Here is an 18,116-nt window from a genome sequence, read left to right as displayed (position 1 = left end):
TCAGGTAGCATGAAGAGATTACCGCACACTGTAATGGCGGCTGCCTGAATGCGGCGGCGCGCCCTGCCGGAGGCATCATGTTCAACCGACTACGGCACCTGGCCGCCCGTCTCGGGCTGCTCCCGCCGCCACGCTACCCCTATCCGGCCCTTGACGTACACCTGCGCAGCGGCGTCCGCCTGCATCTGGTCGCCAGCATTCACATGGGCAATGCCGCGATGTCGCCGCTGCCGGAGCCCCTGCTTCAGCGCGTGCGCCGGGCGCAGGCGCTGATCGTCGAGGCCGATATCACCCGCCCCGATAGCGATATCAGCAGCCCGCCCCAGGCGCAGCCGCTCTCGGCGCGCCTGGACGCCGCGCGCTACGACGCGCTCTGTCAACGCTGTCGCGAAACCGGTCTGGCCGTTGCGCGCCTGGATGACTTTCCCCTGTGGCGCTGCGCACTGCTGCTGCAGGCGCAGCAGGCGCAGCAGCTGGGGCTGTGCAGCGAGTTCGGCATCGACTGTCAGCTGCTGAACTGCGCCCATGAGGCGCAGCGGCCAATCGTGGAGCTGGAGGGCACCCAGACTCAGCTGGACATGCTGTACCGGCTCCCCGATCAGGGGCGTGATCTGCTGGATGATACCCTAGAGCACTGGCACAACAATGCCCGCCTGCTGCAGACGCTGATCGGCTGGTGGCTGGCCCCCCCGGCGGTTCTGCAGACGCCGCTGCCGATGACCTTTTGCCCGGCGCTGGCCGACGTGCTGATGGCGCAGCGCAACCGCGCCTGGTGCCAGCGTCTTAACGCCCTGCCGCCGGGATCGTATGTGGTGGCCGTGGGCGCGCTGCACCTGTTTGGCGAACAGGGGCTGCCGGATCTGCTGGCGCCCCATGCGCTGACAGCCTGAGCCCGCCCCTCAGGGAGTCAGTCTGTCCAGCGGCCAAGAGTCGAACAGGTAGCCGTCAAAGTCGATATCATCGACGTTAGAAAAGGCCAGCAGGCGCCGCTTCACGTTTTCCAGGTGCTGCCACATGGCCAGCTTGGCGGCCCGGGCATCCTTCTTGATCAGCGCGGCCAGGATCTGGCGGTGGTCGGCCAGCCAGGCCGTACGGTAGTGCGTATCTGCCAGATGACGATGCAGCTGGATCCACATCGGATTGTGCTCCCGCCACTGCCACGACTGGCGGAACAGATCCACCAACATGCTGTTATGGGTCGCTTCGGCGATGGCCAGGTGAAACTGCATGTCGCCGCACTCCGGTCCATCGGGCGCGGTCGAGGCCAGCTCTTGCTCCTCAAGCTGCAGCGCATGGCGCATCTTGATAATATCCTCACGCGTCGCCTGCAGCGCGGCAAACTCGGCGATATTGCTCTCCAGCAGCTGACGAGCCTGCAGCAGCTCAAAGGGGCCGGCGTCATTACACAGGACGCTCTCCGCCTGCGCCGGCGCTTCCAGCACAAAGATCCCGGCGCCGCGCCGCACCTCAACCAGTCCATTGATCTCTAACATGATCAGCGCCTCGCGCACCACGGTACGCGTGACGCCCAGCCTCTCGGCAATATCTCGCTCCGGCGGCAGGCGCTCGCCGGGGCGATAGGGCGTCTGGGCGATCAGATCGCGGATCATCGCCCCGATCTCCTGATAGGGCCGCCGTTGCACCCTGTGATCTTTCATCATATAACACCCGCCAGCTCCAATGATTTAACGCCGAACTATACCACCGCCCGCCGACGTCGTGGCCACCGGCGCACGGAAAAACGAAGCGGATCAAATAACATCGGTTCAGCCACCCGCATCCCGCCTCCGCGCATCGTCGCCCCGCAAAAATCTCACGGCGATCGCGGGGCTCTCGCGTCAAATGAGACCCCCGCCGTAAAAATCAATCGATTGAATAAAAAAGAAAAAATCACCGTCTCACGGCATCGCCAAAAGATATAGCAAGCTATTAGTCACTTAAATAATAAATAAAGTGGTGTGATAACCGTCGCATTATTGGTCAACCAAAAACATATAACATGTCGGCCGAATTTAAATTGGTTGACCAAATGACAGGGATTTTATGCATATTCTCAATATACTCTGGGTCGTATTCGGCATCGGACTGATGCTGGTGCTGAACCTCAAGTTTCGTATCAACTCGATGGTGGCGCTGCTGCTGGCGGCGCTCTCCGTCGGCATGCTCGCCGGAATGGATCTCATGGCGCTGCTGCATACCATGAAGTCCGGCTTCGGCAGTACCCTGGGTGAGCTGGCTATCATCGTGGTGTTTGGCGCCGTGATCGGCAAACTGATGGTCGACTCCGGCGCGGCGCATCAGATAGCCCATACGCTGCTGGCGCGTCTGGGGCTGCGCTATGTTCAGCTCTCCGTGATCATCATTGGCCTGATCTTCGGCCTGGCGATGTTCTATGAGGTGGCCTTCATCATGCTGGCGCCGCTGGTGATCGTCATCGCCGCCGAGGCCAAAATCCCCTTCCTGAAGCTGGCAATCCCAGCCGTCGCCGCCGCCACAACGGCGCACTCACTGTTTCCACCGCAGCCGGGGCCGGTCGCTCTGGTTAACGCCTACGGCGCAGATATGGGCATGGTCTATATCTACGGTATTCTGGTCACCATTCCGAGCGTCATCTGCGCCGGTCTGATCCTGCCCAGGTTTCTCGGTAACCTTGAACGCCCGACGCCGGCGTTTCTGACGCCGGATGTCCCGGTCGATCGCGATAACCTGCCTTCGTTCGGCATCTCGATTCTGGTGCCCCTGATCCCGGCGATCATTATGATCTCAACGACCATTGCCAACGTCTGGCTGGTCAAAGGGACGCCGCTCTGGGAGGTCGTCAACTTTATCGGTTCGTCGCCCATCGCCATGTTTATCGCTATGCTGGTCGCCTTTGTGCTGTTCGGCACCGCGCGCGGCCACGACATGCAGTGGGTTATGAACGCCTTTGAGAACGCCGTAAAAAGCATCGCCATGGTAATCCTGATCATCGGCGCTGGCGGGGTGCTGAAGCAGACGATTATCGATACCGGCATCGGCGATACCATCGGCATGCTGATGTCCCATGGCAATGTCTCCCCCTATATCATGGCTTGGCTTATCACCGTGCTGATCCGTCTGGCGACCGGCCAGGGCGTCGTCTCGGCCATGACCGCCGCCGGGATCATCAGCGCCGCCATACTCGATCCGGCGACCGGTCAGTTGGTCGGCGTGAATCCGGCGCTGCTGGTGCTGGCCACCGCCGCGGGCTCCAACACCCTGACGCACATCAACGATGCCTCATTCTGGCTGTTTAAAGGGTATTTTGATCTGTCGGTCAAAGACACGCTGAAGACCTGGGGGCTGCTGGAGCTGGTTAACTCGGTGGTCGGCCTGATCATCGTGCTGATCATCAGTCTGTTTGCCTAACCCCTTCGGCAGGCGCCCGCACGGCGCATAAAAAAAGGCCAATATCGCTATTGGCCAGTCAAAGAGGAACTTCAGATATTATTATTATGCCGGGCCCCCATAGGGACCCGGTATCCCGTATAGGGTAGCAATCGCCAAGCCGCGCTGGCAACCGTTATCCACCGGAAGTTATCCACCGAGTGATCCCGACGCGCTCCCGCGGCACGCGATCCATGCAACGCCGTCGTCCGGCGCTAGCCAACGTTTTTGTATGATATATACTGGCGCAAAACGCATGATGAGGTATTCCTAATGACGCCAGCCGTTCTGCTACTGGAAAAAAATAACATCGCTTTTTCCCTGCATGCCTATGAGCACGATCCCCATGAAACCAACTTCGGCGACGAAGTGGTGCGCAAGCTGGGGCTGAGCGCCGATCGGGTCTATAAAACGCTGCTGGTCGCCCTGAACGGCGACAGCAAGAAGCTCGCCGTCGCCGTCACGCCGGTCGCCACCCAGCTCGATCTCAAGAAGGTTGCCAAGGCACTCGGCGCCAAAAAGGCCGACATGGCCGACCCCATGCTGGCTCAGCGCGTCACCGGCTACCTGGTCGGCGGTATCAGCCCGCTGGGGCAAAAAAAGCGGCTGCCGACGGTGATTGACGCGCCCGCCCGCCAGTTCGACACCATCTTTGTCTCCGGCGGCAAGCGCGGATTAGACATTGAGCTAGCCGCCGCCGATCTCGCCGCCCTGCTGCAGGGAAGCTTTGCCGATATCGCCAAGCGCGACGCGGCCTGAGCCCGGCGCTTAATCGCGATACACGATCTCACCGTTCGGCTGATAGTCCGTCGCCTTGATCGGCGAATGGCGCTGGATATAGTCCTTCAGCACCTCGGCGTCAACGAAGCCGGTGTTCACGTAGCCCGGATGCTGGGTCACATTGGGGTAGTCATCGCCGCCGCTGGCGTTAAAGCTCAGCAGCGCCACGCGATAGGTCCGATCGGCCACCAGCGGTTTCCCGCCGATCTTCACGTCGCTGACCCCCTGCTTGCCGTCCGCCGTCAGGCTCAGATTGGCAAACTGCGCATAGGCGCCGGAGTTGGGCTTTTTATTGGCGACGACGCCCAGGTATTTCTCCAGCTCCGCGCCGCTCATGTCGACATAGGCGACGGTATTGCCGAACGGCTGCACCTTAAGCACATCCTTATAGCTGATATCGCCGCTGTCCATCGAGTCACGCACGCCGCCGCCGCTCATCACGCCCAGGTCGGCATGGGTTCGCTCCATCTGCGCCGCCAGCAGCAGGCGCCCCATGTTGGTCTGCTCAAAGCGAACCTTGCTGCGATCCCCCTCCAGACGCCCCTCTACGCTGCCGATCTTCACCCCCAGCGCGGCCTGCCCCTGATCCTGGAACGGCGTCAGCAGCTTCAGCATCGCCGTATCCTGCGGGATCGCCTCGGTATAGTAGATCCGCGTCTTCGAACCGTCGGCCTGCTTCTCCTGCCGATTGAGGTTCACCGGGATCAGCTGGTAGCGCTGCAGGGTCAGCTCCCCGTTACGGAAGGTGAAGTCGGCCCGCCCGACATATTTCCCCCACTCATGGGCCTGTACAATCCAGGTCCCATTCTGGCGATCCGGCGCGCAGGGCGTACCGGGGACATAGTTCGCCTGCTTACGGTTTTCCTGTGCCATGCACACCGGATCCTGCGAGTGACCGCCAACGATCATATCGAGGTAGCCCGCCGGCAGCGCGCGCGCCATCTCAACATCGCCCGGGGCGTTGGAGCCGTGCTCGCCGTTGTCGTAGTGACCCATGTGCGTCGCGGCGATCACCACATCAGGCTTCTCGTTGGCCCGCAGCTGTTCGACCACGCCCTTGGCCTCCGCCGCCGGGGGGCGGAACTCGATGTTCTTCAGGTATTCAGGGTTGCCTATCTTGGCCGTATCGTCGGTGGTCAGGCCGATCACCGCAATGCGGATCCCCTGGCGATCGAACATCTGATAAGGTTGGAACAGGCGCTTGCCGCTATCCTGCGCATAGATATTGGCCGACAGCAGCGGGAAATCGGCCCACTTCTGCTGCTGGCGCAGCACGCTCAGCGGATTGTCGAACTCGTGGTTGCCGATGGCCATCGCATCGTAGCCCACCAGGTTCATGCCGCGAAAATCGGGCTCGGCATCCTGCAGATCGGACTCCGGCACCCCGGTATTGATATCGCCGCCCGACAGCAGCAGCACGCTGCCGCCCTCGGCGGCAATCTCGGCGCGCAGGCGATCCACCAGCGTTTTCTGGGCAGCCAGGCCATATTCGCCCTGCTCGCTCTGCCAGAAGTGGCCGTGGTGATCGTTGGTATGCAGAATGGTCAGGTTATAGGTTTTATCTTTTTCCCAGGCCAGCGACCAGCCTGGCGTCAGCGCCAGCGTTAGCGCGATCGCGCAGGCGGCACCCCGATAGGTAAATTTCATTGCCCTCTCTCCTTGTCACAATAACGCGCCGCTCATGTCAGCCACGGGGGAGGCACGGCGGCGAACGCCCTTATCTTACCCTGAATCAGGCGGTGATTATGTTGTAAATCAGCCATTTATTGTGACGTGACTCACCTAACAATGCATTAAAGACTCTAGAGTTACATGCAGCGCATGCTAAAACGGGGAGAGGATCGGGCGGGCGACGGCCAAAAAGCCGCCGCGGAGGTGACCCGGATTCGCGCCCCACCCACGGGGCGGCGCACCCGGCTATTTAAAGGTGACGTCGATGTTGGCCGTCGCATGGAAGCGCCCCGCCGTCGGCCGATTAGTCAGCCATTTCAGATTGGCGGTAAAGTTCTCGCTCACCTCATTCTGCTTATCCTGCAGCCGACCGCCGAAGTCGACATTGGTCTGCAGCGGGATCGGCGTAGCGCTGGTATCGCCCGCCTTCGTCAGGAAAATCCCCACGCCGGGGTTGGTATCCGGCAGGATCAGCGATCGATCGCTGACGTCCGGCCTCAGGGTGCTGAAGCTGGCCTGTAGCTGCTGCCCGCCGCACTCGCCGCCGCGCAGCGTCGCCTTGATGCTGAACGGTATCTGGCGAGCGATAACCCCCGGACGCGCGCCGGCGGCGCTCAGCGTACCAAAGTCGATACTGTTGCCGTTATTCGCCAGCACGCTGATCTGCGGGTTGCAGTGGATCACCTGGATCTTATCCAGCCCGGAGATATAGGCGTTAAAGTTGCCGTTGGGGCGCGCGTCCAAGCCGCCCACGCCGTCAATTTGAAACAGCGACGGCAGCCCCAGCGCCGGGAAGTTACCCGCCGGCGGCGTGATGCCGGTGGCCTTGATGTACACCGAATAGCTGACGGTGACCGTACGCGGTCTGGCGACGCCGCCGCCGCTGTTTGAGGTCCCCTCACCCAGATCGGGGCCACTGGGCCGGCTGCCGCTCTGTCTGAGGTTAATCGCATCATAGTCGATCCCGTTGATCGAAACCCCAACCGACAGCGAACGGTGCAGGCTCCCGAACGCATCCTTCGGGTTCCAGTAAATGTAGGCGTGCTCTCCCCTTCCAGTATTCCAGTTATCCCAACAGGTAAAGGTGGTGGTAAAGTTCTGCGAACGCCAAATCAGGTTACCGGCGGTAAAGTCGGCGGCGGACAGGATAATCGGCCGCCCGATATCGATGCGCTGATAAATACTCCCGATGGGCGACCAGCTCCCTGCATTACTGCCCTCTCGGCAGGAGAGCGCGGACGCCTGGCGGCTGACGCAAAGGCCCAGCAGCAGTAGCAGCGTGAATGCCAGCGCCTGTTTTATACTTAGGCTTTTCATTAATCCGTCACCTTATTGAGTCTGACAGGGTAGAGTGAGTTCCTGGTAGCCGGCCGTGGTGTTCCGCATCGACAGATCGGACGGCAGCGTCAGCGTGCACTGCTGGCCCGGCTGGTTGCCCCAGCGCAGGGTCAGCGTCTCGCCCGGCTGTGCCCCGGATACATACAGATCGCCGTTAAGCCCCACGGTTCCGCTGTTACGCCCCTGCGGGTTAAAGACGCTGGCGCCGACCGCCGGATAGCCGCCGTCGTTGAGGTGGCTATGGATCAGCAGACTCACGCCGTAAAACGTATCGAAGCGCACCTTCACGATCGCCTTCTCCGTCGGCACGACCTGCTTGCTGGCCACCGGCACGTCCAGGCCCGGCTCAAAGTCCTGCGTATGCAGCGCCACCGCGTTGAATCGGTATGGCGTCGCTGAGGGGACGACCGCATAGCCAAAGGGATCGATGGCCACGCCGGTCTGGTTATCCAGGCGAACGCCGCTGGCGTGCTTCGCTTCGACCAGAATCACCGTATTCTGCAGCGGCTGCGACAGCGTCACGCCGCCAGAGTGAAGCAAGACGCCGCCGGAGAGCCCCAGCCCCAGCTGGTTATAGCTGTTGCTGTAGCTATAGCTGCTGTCCAGGTTGCCATAGGCGCCGCGGTAGCCCAGGTTCAGCGCGCTGCTCTGTCCCGCCGACTCGGTATGGCCGGTGCTCAGGGCGTAGCTCAGCCGCTGATCGCTCAGCGCCGTTCCGCTGATACCGGTGTTATAGCTATCTCCGCTCTGGCGGCTGTGGGTTCCGCTGACGTTCAGCGAGGCCGAGTGGTTTTCGCGTCCCCAGTTCAACGGAATCGACACCGACAGGTTGATGCTGCGATCGGCGTAGCCATACTGGCTGCGCGTATCCTGCAGGTATACGCCATAGCTAATGCGCTTAAAGGCGTCGTTGTAGCCCAGCTGGACGGTACGATCCCGACCACCGCCGCCCCAGTAGCTCTGGCTACTGACGTTGGCATACAGCGTCGCCCCCTGCCACAGCTGCTGGTTAATGGAGACATCCACGCGCTCGCGCTTGTTGGCATAGCGCGAGGTATACACGCGGTGCTGGTTGCGATCGTCCAGATCGGGGATCCCGGTCTGCTCATCGCCCGGATTATAGTAGTTGTTCTCATATATCCCCTGCCGCCAGCGGCTGCGCTCCTCGACCGCATCGGCAAAGTCATAATAGCCCGACGTCGCATAGCGATAGCCTGCCAGCTGCACGTTGGTGCCCATCTGGTTCAGGGACTTGGAATAGAGAAAGCGGTAGCTCTGCCCGCGGGCGCGCTCGCCGTTGGCCAGCGTAGTATCGGAATAGGAACCATCGATGGAGATGGCGCCCCATTCCCCCATATTTTTAGCGACGCCCAGCGCGGCGGCGCGGTAGTTATCCGCCACGATCAGCCCGCCATAGGGCGTCAGACCATAGGCGATGCCGCGCGCCAGCGTCCCCTGCATAAAGTTAGGGGTATAGCGGGTATCGCCGTTCTGGTAGCGACCCGCCGTCAGCTGATAGTTCCAGATCCCTTCGCGCAGCATGTTGGCGATAGAGGAGTAAGAAACGGTAAAGTGCTTACGCGTACCATCGGCCTCATTGACCGTTACCTGCAGGTCACCGCTGTTGGAGTGCGGATAGATATCGCGGATCTCAAAGGGCCCCGGCGCCACGTTGGTGCTGTACACCACGTAGCCGTTCTGACGAATGTCGACGCGGGCGTTGGTGGCGGCGACGCCGCGCACCACCGGCGCATAGCCGCGCAGGCTTTCGGGCAGCATGTCATCCACGCTGGAAAGCTGGGCACCGCGAAACTGAATGCTATTAAAAACGGTATTATTGGTGCTGGCCTGCCCCAGCTGCAGTCGACTGCGCCAGGACGCAATATCCGTCTCCGCCCAGGTCGCGATATTGTCCCACTGTGCCGCCTGACCGCTGACTTTATTCATGGTCATGTTATTGCGCAGACGCCAGTTCCACAGGTTAAGACCGTTATTCAGGGAGAGAAAGGTATATTCGCTGTTTTGGCCGCTCTGGCGCTGGCTGCTGTTACGGTTATAGTTCAGGCTGTAGTTGCTAAAGGCGGCGTTGATCCCCTGATCGTACAGGGTCGTCGGAATGGCGCCGCGCGCGTGCTGCGCCAGCATGACCTGCGGCACAGAAAGGTCTATCTGCTGCACCGCCGGATCGAAGGAGAGCGTCGCGCCATTGACGGCGGCGGCCACGTCGACGCAGCTGCCCGGCGTGAGCGTATCGGGCAGTTTCACCCCATAGTTAAGCAGATCTTCCACCGTCAGACAGGGCTGGGCGGCGGCGCCCTCTTTCGCCGTGAAGCGGATGACTTTGTTGTCGACCTGCTGCTTGTTCAGGTAAATCGCGAACGGATACTCTCCGGGCGGCAGCGCGTTGCCCTCGGCCACCGCATGAGCGGCGTTGACGTTTTCGCTGCCGTGAACGAATGACATGTTGAACTCGGCCCAGGCCGATGCGCTGCACCCCAGGGACAGGCTACCGGCGGCAAACGCCAGGCACATCCAGCGTGTCGGCTCTGTCTTCAGTGATACTGTCCGTTGTTGTTGCGCCATCCCGCTTCTCTCCGTCAGTGTACTATCGCGTCCTTAACCTCAGTCCGACCTCCAAAGTCATTGATGTAGCTGAAGGAGACTGTATTGCCGACGCGAGCCCCCGCCGGAATGGCGATCGCCAGGCGGCTGTGGGGGTCAACCATGTTGGCATCGACCGCGATGGGTTTGCCGTTGCTGCCCTGCATCTGTACAGAGCCAAAGGTGATGTGTAGCGGCCCGTCGTTGATGGCCAGCAATTGATTACCCGCTTTCTGCCAGCGCAGCTTATGCACCTGCTCATCCAGGGTGGTATGCAGCGAACTCGGGCGATAAAACAGCTTAATCCGCGTGCGCACGGCAACCTGTAATACGTTTTCTTGCTTGGGCGTCGGCGGAATTTCCTGCACGTTGACCCACAGCAGCGTTTCCTGATCCTGCGGAAAACCCTGCCCAGAATAGATGAAGCGTAAAATTGCCGATTTTTGCGCATCCAGCTTAACAATCGGCGGCACCACAACCATCGGTAACTTATTCTCTACCTTGGTGCTATCCCCTTTATCCAGCCAGGTCTGCACCATATAGGCATCCGCGCTGTCATTGTGGATAGGCAGTGACGCTGACTTTTCATCGCCGTTATAAATAACGCGCGTAGCATCAACCTGAATTCCTGCGTGGGCAGCAAATGCGCTCACCAGTAATAATGCGGCAACGATTCTTTTCATCTTATTCCTCTATACGGACCGTCCCTGGCCGAATATTCCGACGAATAATTATTTATATTCGATGGTGAACGGGCTGGTCGCGTTGGCCAGACCGGCTGTAACCGTGTTGGCGTAAGAGCGATAGCGCGCCTGCAGGTTAAATATCGCCTTCTTATCGCTAACAACCGTCACCGTGGGCACATCGCCCTGGCTCTGATCGGCGATCGGGAACGGCTTGCCGTTAACGTCCGTAATTTCGATACCCACGCCTTTCGCCGCCGCGGTGGCACCGCTGCTGGAGACGGCCAGCAGGTCAGGATGACCGGCAACGGTATTGCCATCGAAACGTACGGTGTAGCTCCCCGGCTCACACTGCTCCAGGTTGATCTGGAAAGCCTTGGATGCGGACTTATCGCCAACCGCTTTAAATGCAGAGGTCGGATATTTACCCAAATACACGTTGATATTTTGAGAGTCGCTGCTTACCTGGCAGGTGGAGTTAACGATTTCACCCGTAAACTCAACTTTACCGTTAGCTGCGCTTGCCTGACCACTCACAGCGGCGGCGGCCAGAGCCATAACAGGCAGTAAAATTTTCTTCATTATCATAACTCCGTTTATCAATTAAAAATATCCGACCGCTAGGTTGGCGCGGAACGAGGCTGCGAATATATTTCGCGTAGAGAGCCGACGAGAAAAATCTTTATTCCCGACAGCGCATAAAATGATGGATTTATGCCGAAATACATAAATCCAATCGAGGTAAAGGATTTATTTAAAATAGCAAAAATTGGCACTGCGCTATTAATATGGCGCAATGCGAATCGCAATATTGAATATATTGTCAGGGCATATATCCACTCACTGATATTACAGCAAGGATATTTATTTTATTAATGTAAAAACTTGCGCAAAGATTAATTGTCCGACGAGAAACAGTAAAATCAATAAAACTGATAAAAAACAAATAATTGATTAATTTTAAAGATAGTTAAATTTAATAGATTTTGATCAAATGCAAAAAAGAAATCAATTCATTGTTTTACATCATATTTTTTATTTGTATGACATTACCAATAATCAAGAAAATTGCTCTTTGATCATGGTTGCGGAAAGTGAAAAGGGGTATTCCGCTTAGGGGAAATGAGATCGTTTCTAGCCTTTTCGCCCTCTTTAGCCACCGACTCCGCGCAGATAACGCCGAGCGCGAGAAAAGAAAACGCCGGCGCTGCGCCGGCGTATCTCCGTAAGATCATCTCACCTGCCCACGGGCAGAGACACTATTCAGCGCTCCCAGTAGGACTCTTCCAGGCTGTCTTCCCGCTCGGGCAGACCGCGGGTCAGACGCGGCGAGTGCTGGTTGAGCACCTGATAGCTGACGCGGTTAGCATATTTGCACACCTGCGCCAGGGAGGAGTAAGTCAGATAGCTACGCTGATGCTTACTGGAGTTAGGCACATTGGTACGGTGAAACTCATTGGCCGCGATATCATGCAGCAGCGCAGAGAGCGCGCCATCTCCGGCGCCGTTGGTGTTCATGATCTTCTCCGGGCCCCCCATATAGGGCGCAATATGCGAGTAGATCCGGCACGGCGCGTCGCACATGGCGCGACGCATCGCCCGGCTAAACTCGTACAGGTTGAACTCAGGGATCACCCCCGGCAGCAGCGGATGCTGGGTTTTGCGCTTGCCGTCATCTTCGGTATAGCCCGCCATATACAGGCCGACCGGCCCGGCGGTGCACAGCACCAGATCCACCCACTCCAGCGCCCTGTCCGAGGCCGCCAGCGGATCGGACAGCCCGGTCAGCTCCTGAGCCTCTTCTTCGTTCATCGCCACAATGGTGACGTGATCGCGCAGGAAATCGCGCCAGAACTGCGGATCGTCGGCGATCACATACTTGGTGCCCAGGGTCAGCACCACCGGAACGTGGTGCTTTTTGGCATAGGCGATCGCCTGCATGGTCGCATCGCGCATCGGCTCGCCCGGCTTACAGCGCACCAGATAGGCCGTCAGCACCAGCGCCGAGGCACCGGCGATCACCGCCTCGGGAATGCTTTCCGGGCGCAGCTGGTTCATCATGCCCGGGCTAATGGCAAAGGTGCGTTCGCCGTTATCGGTGATCAGGGTAAAACAGCGCCCGATAGGGCCATCGACGCCCTGCAAATGGTCCAGATCGGTGCGGCTTGAGGTGTTACACAGATAGCGGTAGGCATAGCTGCCGATTTTGACGTTTTCGCACATCACCCCCAGCAGAACCGAGCGATCGTCGGCCAGCACGGAGTAGTTGTGCAGGGTATTGCCGATCGTGCCCCCGGCAAACTCATGGGTAATCAGCTTACTGTCACACAGCTCCTGGTACAGCGCTTCGGCGACATCATCCTCGATCACCAGCGAGTGCCCTTGGCTCAGGCCGTAGCGGGCGATAAACGCCTCATCCACCTTGGCCTCAATATCCACCAGCGTCTGATCGATACCCACGACGTAGGCTTTATCAATTTCATTATGCTGCGTCTTTTGCAGCAGCGGATCGCGGGCATTAACCGGGAAATAGTGTTTGGACTTGCGTTGACCGGGGAATTTCATCTGTGTTATCGGCAAAAAGAAAAGGGAGCGGGCTAGAATAGCACACTCCCCCCGGCCGCGTCAGCGGGCATCCTACGCGGCGGGTACCGCGACCAGCTGCTGCAGCAGCGTTATCTGCATGTCGTCATCGTTTAGCGCCGGGATATAGACAAAATGGCGGCCGCCGGCGGCCAAAAAGGCCTCGCGATTCTGTACCGCGATCTCCTCCAGCGTCTCCAGGCAGTCGGCGGCGAAGCCGGGACAAATCACCTGCAGATGACGCGTACCACCGGCGGCCAGAGCGACCACGGTCTCATCGGTATAGGGCGTCAGCCAAGGCTCCCGGCCAAAGCGCGACTGGAAGCTGACGGCATACTGGGACGGCGTCAGCCCCAGCGCCTGAACCACCGCCTGCGTGGTCGCCAGACAGCGCTGCGGATAGTCATCGCCCTCATCGGCATAGCGCTGCGGAATGCCGTGGTAGGAGAACAACAGCGTATCGGGCTGCCCGTGTTCGGCGATACTGCGGCGGATGCGCTGGCACAGCGCGGCAATGTAGGCCGGGTGCTGCGCATAGTCGCGCACAAAGCGCAGCGCCGGTATCCGTCGCTGGCGCGCCAGCCAGGCCGCCACGCCGTCAAACACCGCGGCGCTGGTCGAACAGGAGTACTGCGGATACAGCGGAACCACCGTCAGCTGGGTCACCCCCGCCGCAGACAGCGTGGACAGCGCGCGGTCCAGCGACGGCTCCCCGTAGCTCATGCCCAGCGCGACCGGGATCGCCTCGCCCAGACGCGCCTGCAGCCCGTCGCACAGGCGCTGGCTATAGTACAGCAGCGGCGACCCCTGCGCCGTCCAGATAGACTGATACAGACGGGCAACCCGCGGCGCCCGGCGCGGCAGGATAAGCCCACGCAGCAGCGGCTGCCACTGCCAGGACGGCAGATCCACCACCCGCCGATCGCTAAGAAACTCCGCCAGATAGGCCTTGACCGCCGCAGGCGTTGCCGCCGACGGTGTGCCCAGATTCACCAGCAGTACCCCATGTTTTTCTGCCATCATCTCTTCGCTCCCTCACTCGCTTACCCCTATTGTAAAGGATAAACGACGGCGTCCCACCAATCGCTGGCATCGGCCAAGCGCCCCGATAACGGCGACAAAAAAGCGGCCCATAGGCCGCTTCATCGCGTCGCTTCGGCGATATTAGCCCAGTACGCTTTCCAGCTCGGCGCGCACGCGATCGACGCTCTGGGTGCCATCGATCTTCACATAGCGAGTATTGCCCGCCTGCGCTTCCTGGCCATAGTAGCCAATCAGCGGTGCGGTCTGCTGATGGTATTCCACCAGACGCTTACGCACGGTCTCTTCCTGATCGTCCTTACGGGTCATCAGATCTTCACCGGTCACGTCATCCTTGCCCTCAACCTGCGGCGGGTTGAACTTAACGTGATAAACACGCCCGGAGCCCGGGTGCACGCGACGGCCAATGATGCGGTCGACGATCAGTTCGTCCGGTACGGCAAACTCCAGCACGTAATCTACGTTGATGCCGGCCTCTTTCATGGCGTCCGCCTGCGGAATGGTGCGCGGGAAACCATCGAGCAGAAAACCGTTGCGGCAATCTTCCTGAGCGATACGCTCTTTGACCAGCGCGATAACCAGCTCATCGGTCACCAGCTTACCGGCGTCCATAATCGCCTTCGCCTGTTTGCCCAGCTCACTGCCTGCCTTCACCGCAGCGCGCAGCATGTCACCGGTGGAGATCTGCGGAATGCCGTATTTCTCCATGATAAACTGTGCCTGTGTGCCCTTACCGGCGCCCGGAGCGCCCAGCAGAATGATACGCATCGCGTAATTCCCCTCAAATTATTGCCTAAGATTTAAAAAACGCTAAACCTTACCATTATAACGGGCACCGGCTCAAGGCAACGGCATACGGCTGAAACGTGAAACTGGTCGTTCGGGCGCAATTGCCGGTAAAAAAATCGCAGTCGCCTCCGGGCGGGCCCCCAAAAAGAAAGGGCGGCCCGTGGGCCGCCCTTATGCGCGATGGCTGACGATCAGGCCAGCAGCAGCGCGTTGATACGCTTGATGAACTGGTTAGGATCTTCCAGGCTGCCGCGCTCGGCGAGCAGAGCCTGATCCAGCAGCAGTTCGATCCACTGGGCAAAGCGCCCATCATCCTGCTGCTCCGCGGCGCGCTGCACCAGCGCATGCTCCGGATTGAGTTCGAAGATATACTTCACTTCCGGCGCCTGCTGTCCCGCGGCGGCAAACAGCTTGGCCATCTGGGTCGTCATCTCGTCGCCGTCGGTGCTGACCACCGCCGGCGTATCGGTCAGACGATGCGTCAGACGCACCTCCTTGACGCGCTCGCCCAGCAGGGTTTTCACCCGCTCAACGAAAGGCTCCAGCGCTTTATCCGCCTCTTTCTGCGCATCGCTGTCCCCCTCGTCGGCCAGTTTCTCCAGCGTCTCATCCTTCTTGCTGACGGACTGGAAGAACTTGGCATCGTACTCGGTCAGGTAGCTCATCATCCACTCATCGATGCGCTCGGAGAGCAGCAGAACCTCGATGCCCTTCTTACGCAGCAGCTCCAGATGCGGGCTGCTGGCGGCGGCGGCATAGCTGTCGGCGGTGATGTAGTAAATCTTCTCCTGCCCTTCCTTCATCCGCCCAATGTAGTCGTCCAGCGACACGTTTTGCAGCGCGCTGTCGTTATGGGTAGAGGCGAAGCGCAGCAGCTTGGCGATCGCTTCACGGTTGGCGAAGTCCTCCGCCGGCCCCTCTTTCAGCACCAGGCCAAACTGCTGCCAGAAGGTCTGATAGGCTTCGGCATCATCCTTGGCCAGTTTTTCCAGCATCTGCAGCACGCGCTTGGTCAGCGCGGAGCGCAGATTCTGGGTGACGCGGCTATCCTGCAGCAGCTCACGCGATACGTTGAGCGGCAGATCGTTAGAGTCCACCAGACCGCGCACAAAGCGCAGGTAGTTCGGCATAAACTGCTCGGCGTCGTCCATGATGAACACGCGCTGGACATACAGCTTCAGGCCGTGCTGATGGTCGCGGTTAAACAGGTCCCATGGCGCCTTGGACGGGATATAGAGCAGGCTGGTGTACTCCTGCTTGCCCTCTACCCGGTTATGGCTCCAGGCCAGCGGATCGCTGAAGTCATGGGCGATGTGTTTATAGAACTCGTTATACTCTTCGTCGCTGATATCCGCTTTATTGCGGGTCCACAGCGCCTGAGCCTTGTTGATCTTCTCCCACTTCTTCTCGCCCTCTTTACCCTCTTCGCCCTCCTCGCTGGTGAGGATCTCGACAGGCAGAGCGATGTGATCGGAGTACTTACCGATAATGTTACGCAGGCGCCAGTCATCCAGGAAGTCATCCTCGCCCTCGCGCAGATGCAGGGTGATCTCGGTGCCGCGATCGGCTTTCTCGATATCGGCGATGGTGTAGTCACCTTCACCGGTTGACTCCCAGAATACCCCCTGATCGGCGCTGGCGCCGGCGGCGCGGGTACGGACGGTGACCTTATCCGCCACGATAAAGGCGGAGTAGAAGCCCACGCCAAACTGCCCGATAAGCTGGCTGTCTTTCGCCTGATCGGAGCCCATGGACTCCAGGAAGGCTTTGGTACCGGACTTCGCGATGGTGCCGAGGTTCTCGATCACCTCATCGCGCGTCATACCGATACCATTATCGCTCAGCGTCAGGGTGCGGTTGTCGCGATCCACGCTGATGCGCACGCGCAGCTCACCGTCGCCCTGATACAGATCCGGGTTGGACAGCGCGCGGAAGCGCAGTTTGTCAGCGGCATCGGACGCGTTGGAGATAAGCTCACGCAGGAAGATCTCTTTATTGGAATAGAGTGAGTGGATCATCAGGTGCAGAAGCTGTTTCACCTCTGACTGGAAGCCACGGGTTTCTTGGCCTTTCATTATTCGCTTTTACCTCTCATCGATAACACGCAGATAAAATGGGTTATAGCGTTACAGATGGGGACCGCGAATTCGCTTTTCAAGGGCAAAAAAAACAGATAACAGGTGATAGAGGCGGTAAAGGCGGCGTCGAGGGAATCGCTCGGGTGGATAAAATGGTAGGGATACGCCGGGCGGCGTATCCCCTGGCGACGTCAGCGGATCAGCGCGTCACCGGGTGACGCCCGGCCAACGAGTGAGACAGGGTGGTGCCATCGACCATCTCCAGCTCGCCCCCCACCGGCACGCCGTGGGCGATACGGCTGGCCAGCACGCCGTGCGCCGCACACATCTCCGCGATGTAGTTGGCGGTCGCCTCGCCCTCGACCGTCGGGTTGGTGGCGAGGATCACTTCGCTGAGCGTCTCTTGGCCCAGCCGCGCCTCCAGCCTGTCCAGACCAATATCCTGTGGACCTATGCCGTCCAGCGGAGAGAGGTGCCCCATCAGCACGAAATAGCGCCCGGAGTACTGTCCAGTCTGCTCAATGGCATGAATATCCGCCGGGCTCTCCACCACGCAGATCTGCCCATTCTCACGCCGACGCGCGTTGGTGCAGATAGTACAGACCTCCTGCTCGGTGAAGGTGCGACAGTCTCGACAGTGGCCGATCTCCGACATCGCGCGCGTCAGCGCCTGCGCCAGGCGCATTCCCCCGCTGCGATCGCGCTGCAGCAGGTGAAACGCCATGCGCTGGGCCGACTTGGGGCCGACGCCGGGCAAACAGCGCAGCGCCTCCATCAGGGATTCAAGAAGCGGGCTGGTCTGCATCAGAACGGCATCTTGAAGCCCGGCGGCAGCTGCATACCGGAAGAAACAGAGGCCATACGCTCTTTCTGCTCGCTGTCGATGCGACGGGCGGCATCGTTAAATGCGGCGGCGATCAGATCTTCCAGCATCTCTTTATCGTCTTCCATCAGGCTGGGATCGATCTCCACGCGACGGCAGTTATGCGCGCCGTTAATGGTGACTTTCACCATCCCCGCGCCGGATTCACCGGTCACTTCGACCAGGGCGATCTCTTCCTGCATCTTCTGCATTTTTTCCTGCATCTGCTGGGCCTGCTTCATCAGGTTGCCCAGTCCGCCTTTACCAAACATAGCGTTCTCTCTT

The 18,116-nt window shown here is 59.6% G+C and carries 15 protein-coding genes; 3 read left to right on the top strand and 12 right to left on the bottom strand.

The window, feature by feature from the left end; genetic code table 11:
• The first annotated feature begins 77 nt into the window (after positions 1-77).
• Entirely contained in the window at positions 78-890 is an 813-nt protein-coding gene (locus L1P05_RS05070; protein ID WP_012847902.1) for a TraB/GumN family protein, read from the top strand.
• A gap of 9 nt (positions 891-899) precedes the next feature.
• Here the strand turns inward: L1P05_RS05070 and uxuR are convergent, their stop codons facing one another.
• A complete protein-coding gene (uxuR, locus tag L1P05_RS05065) occupies positions 900-1,658 on the bottom strand; it encodes a Uxu operon transcriptional regulator (protein ID WP_015461135.1) in 759 nt (252 codons plus the stop codon).
• Between the two features lie 385 nt (positions 1,659-2,043).
• On the opposite strand from uxuR, the gene gntP reads away from it, so the two are divergent.
• On the top strand, positions 2,044-3,387 hold the full coding sequence (gene gntP / locus L1P05_RS05060; protein ID WP_012847900.1) for a gluconate permease GntP: 1,344 nt from the start codon (positions 2,044-2,046) through the stop codon (positions 3,385-3,387).
• Positions 3,388-3,678: 291 nt separating this feature from the next.
• Positions 3,679-4,164, top strand: a complete 486-nt coding sequence (gene ybaK, locus L1P05_RS05055; protein ID WP_012847899.1) for a Cys-tRNA(Pro)/Cys-tRNA(Cys) deacylase YbaK — start codon at positions 3,679-3,681, stop codon at positions 4,162-4,164.
• 9 nt (positions 4,165-4,173) lie between these two features.
• Here the strand turns inward: ybaK and ushA are convergent, their stop codons facing one another.
• From ushA to L1P05_RS05000, 11 genes are all read right to left on the bottom strand, one after another.
• Positions 4,174-5,832 carry a bifunctional UDP-sugar hydrolase/5'-nucleotidase UshA gene (gene ushA / locus L1P05_RS05050; RefSeq protein ID WP_012847898.1) on the bottom strand — a complete coding sequence of 553 codons (1,659 nt, stop codon included), beginning with the start codon at positions 5,830-5,832 and terminating at the stop codon, positions 4,174-4,176.
• Positions 5,833-6,102: 270 nt separating this feature from the next.
• Positions 6,103-7,173, bottom strand: a complete 1,071-nt coding sequence (locus L1P05_RS05045) for a fimbrial protein (RefSeq protein ID WP_012847897.1) — start codon at positions 7,171-7,173, stop codon at positions 6,103-6,105.
• A 12-nt stretch (positions 7,174-7,185) separates the two neighbouring features.
• A complete protein-coding gene (locus L1P05_RS05040) occupies positions 7,186-9,777 on the bottom strand; it encodes a fimbria/pilus outer membrane usher protein (protein WP_012847896.1) in 2,592 nt (863 codons plus the stop codon).
• Between the two features lie 14 nt (positions 9,778-9,791).
• Complete coding sequence (locus L1P05_RS05035; RefSeq protein WP_012847895.1) at positions 9,792-10,478, bottom strand: fimbrial biogenesis chaperone; 687 nt, start codon at positions 10,476-10,478, stop codon at positions 9,792-9,794.
• Between the two features lie 48 nt (positions 10,479-10,526).
• Positions 10,527-11,060 carry a fimbrial protein gene (locus tag L1P05_RS05030; RefSeq protein ID WP_012847894.1) on the bottom strand — a complete coding sequence of 178 codons (534 nt, stop codon included), beginning with the start codon at positions 11,058-11,060 and terminating at the stop codon, positions 10,527-10,529.
• A gap of 681 nt (positions 11,061-11,741) precedes the next feature.
• Complete coding sequence (locus L1P05_RS05025; protein WP_012847891.1) at positions 11,742-13,043, bottom strand: inosine/guanosine kinase; 1,302 nt, start codon at positions 13,041-13,043, stop codon at positions 11,742-11,744.
• Positions 13,044-13,115: 72 nt separating this feature from the next.
• The gene (gene hemH, locus L1P05_RS05020) at positions 13,116-14,084 is read right to left on the bottom strand and encodes a ferrochelatase (protein ID WP_012847890.1); all 969 of its coding nucleotides are present in this window, start codon (positions 14,082-14,084) and stop codon (positions 13,116-13,118) included.
• Positions 14,085-14,225: 141 nt separating this feature from the next.
• Positions 14,226-14,870: an adenylate kinase gene (gene adk, locus L1P05_RS05015; RefSeq protein ID WP_012847889.1), complete on the bottom strand. Its 645-nt coding sequence runs from the start codon at positions 14,868-14,870 to the stop codon at positions 14,226-14,228.
• A gap of 212 nt (positions 14,871-15,082) precedes the next feature.
• Positions 15,083-16,966, bottom strand: coding sequence for a molecular chaperone HtpG (gene htpG, locus L1P05_RS05010; RefSeq protein ID WP_012847888.1), 1,884 nt, complete (start codon positions 16,964-16,966; stop codon positions 15,083-15,085).
• 202 nt (positions 16,967-17,168) lie between these two features.
• On the bottom strand, positions 17,169-17,774 hold the full coding sequence (gene recR, locus L1P05_RS05005) for a recombination mediator RecR (protein ID WP_012847886.1): 606 nt from the start codon (positions 17,772-17,774) through the stop codon (positions 17,169-17,171).
• Complete coding sequence (locus L1P05_RS05000) at positions 17,774-18,103, bottom strand: YbaB/EbfC family nucleoid-associated protein (RefSeq protein WP_012847885.1); 330 nt, start codon at positions 18,101-18,103, stop codon at positions 17,774-17,776. Before L1P05_RS05000 ends, recR begins: the two co-directional genes overlap by 1 nt.
• Positions 18,104-18,116 lie beyond the last annotated feature (13 nt).

The sequence above is a fragment of the Edwardsiella piscicida genome (genome assembly GCF_021733145.1).
GTDB lineage: Bacteria > Pseudomonadota > Gammaproteobacteria > Enterobacterales > Enterobacteriaceae > Edwardsiella > Edwardsiella piscicida.
The sequence above is the reverse complement of the archived record's forward strand: the minus strand, read 5'-3'. Positions and strand labels throughout refer to the sequence as shown.

Bases quoted from the DNA above. Each gene is read 5' to 3' on its own strand.
- L1P05_RS05070 (WP_012847902.1), top strand. From the start codon at position 78: ATGTTCAACCGACTACGGCACCTGGCCGCCCGTCTCGGGCTGCTCCCG.
- uxuR (WP_015461135.1), bottom strand. From the start codon at position 1,658: ATGAAAGATCACAGGGTGCAACGGCGGCCCTATCAGGAGATCGGGGCG.
- gntP (WP_012847900.1), top strand. From the start codon at position 2,044: ATGCATATTCTCAATATACTCTGGGTCGTATTCGGCATCGGACTGATG.
- ybaK (WP_012847899.1), top strand. From the start codon at position 3,679: ATGACGCCAGCCGTTCTGCTACTGGAAAAAAATAACATCGCTTTTTCC.
- ushA (WP_012847898.1), bottom strand. From the start codon at position 5,832: ATGAAATTTACCTATCGGGGTGCCGCCTGCGCGATCGCGCTAACGCTG.
- L1P05_RS05045 (WP_012847897.1), bottom strand. From the start codon at position 7,173: ATGAAAAGCCTAAGTATAAAACAGGCGCTGGCATTCACGCTGCTACTG.
- L1P05_RS05040 (WP_012847896.1), bottom strand. From the start codon at position 9,777: ATGGCGCAACAACAACGGACAGTATCACTGAAGACAGAGCCGACACGC.
- L1P05_RS05035 (WP_012847895.1), bottom strand. From the start codon at position 10,478: ATGAAAAGAATCGTTGCCGCATTATTACTGGTGAGCGCATTTGCTGCC.
- L1P05_RS05030 (WP_012847894.1), bottom strand. From the start codon at position 11,060: ATGAAGAAAATTTTACTGCCTGTTATGGCTCTGGCCGCCGCCGCTGTG.
- L1P05_RS05025 (WP_012847891.1), bottom strand. From the start codon at position 13,043: ATGAAATTCCCCGGTCAACGCAAGTCCAAACACTATTTCCCGGTTAAT.
- hemH (WP_012847890.1), bottom strand. From the start codon at position 14,084: ATGATGGCAGAAAAACATGGGGTACTGCTGGTGAATCTGGGCACACCG.
- adk (WP_012847889.1), bottom strand. From the start codon at position 14,870: ATGCGTATCATTCTGCTGGGCGCTCCGGGCGCCGGTAAGGGCACACAG.
- htpG (WP_012847888.1), bottom strand. From the start codon at position 16,966: ATGAAAGGCCAAGAAACCCGTGGCTTCCAGTCAGAGGTGAAACAGCTT.
- recR (WP_012847886.1), bottom strand. From the start codon at position 17,774: ATGCAGACCAGCCCGCTTCTTGAATCCCTGATGGAGGCGCTGCGCTGT.
- L1P05_RS05000 (WP_012847885.1), bottom strand. From the start codon at position 18,103: ATGTTTGGTAAAGGCGGACTGGGCAACCTGATGAAGCAGGCCCAGCAG.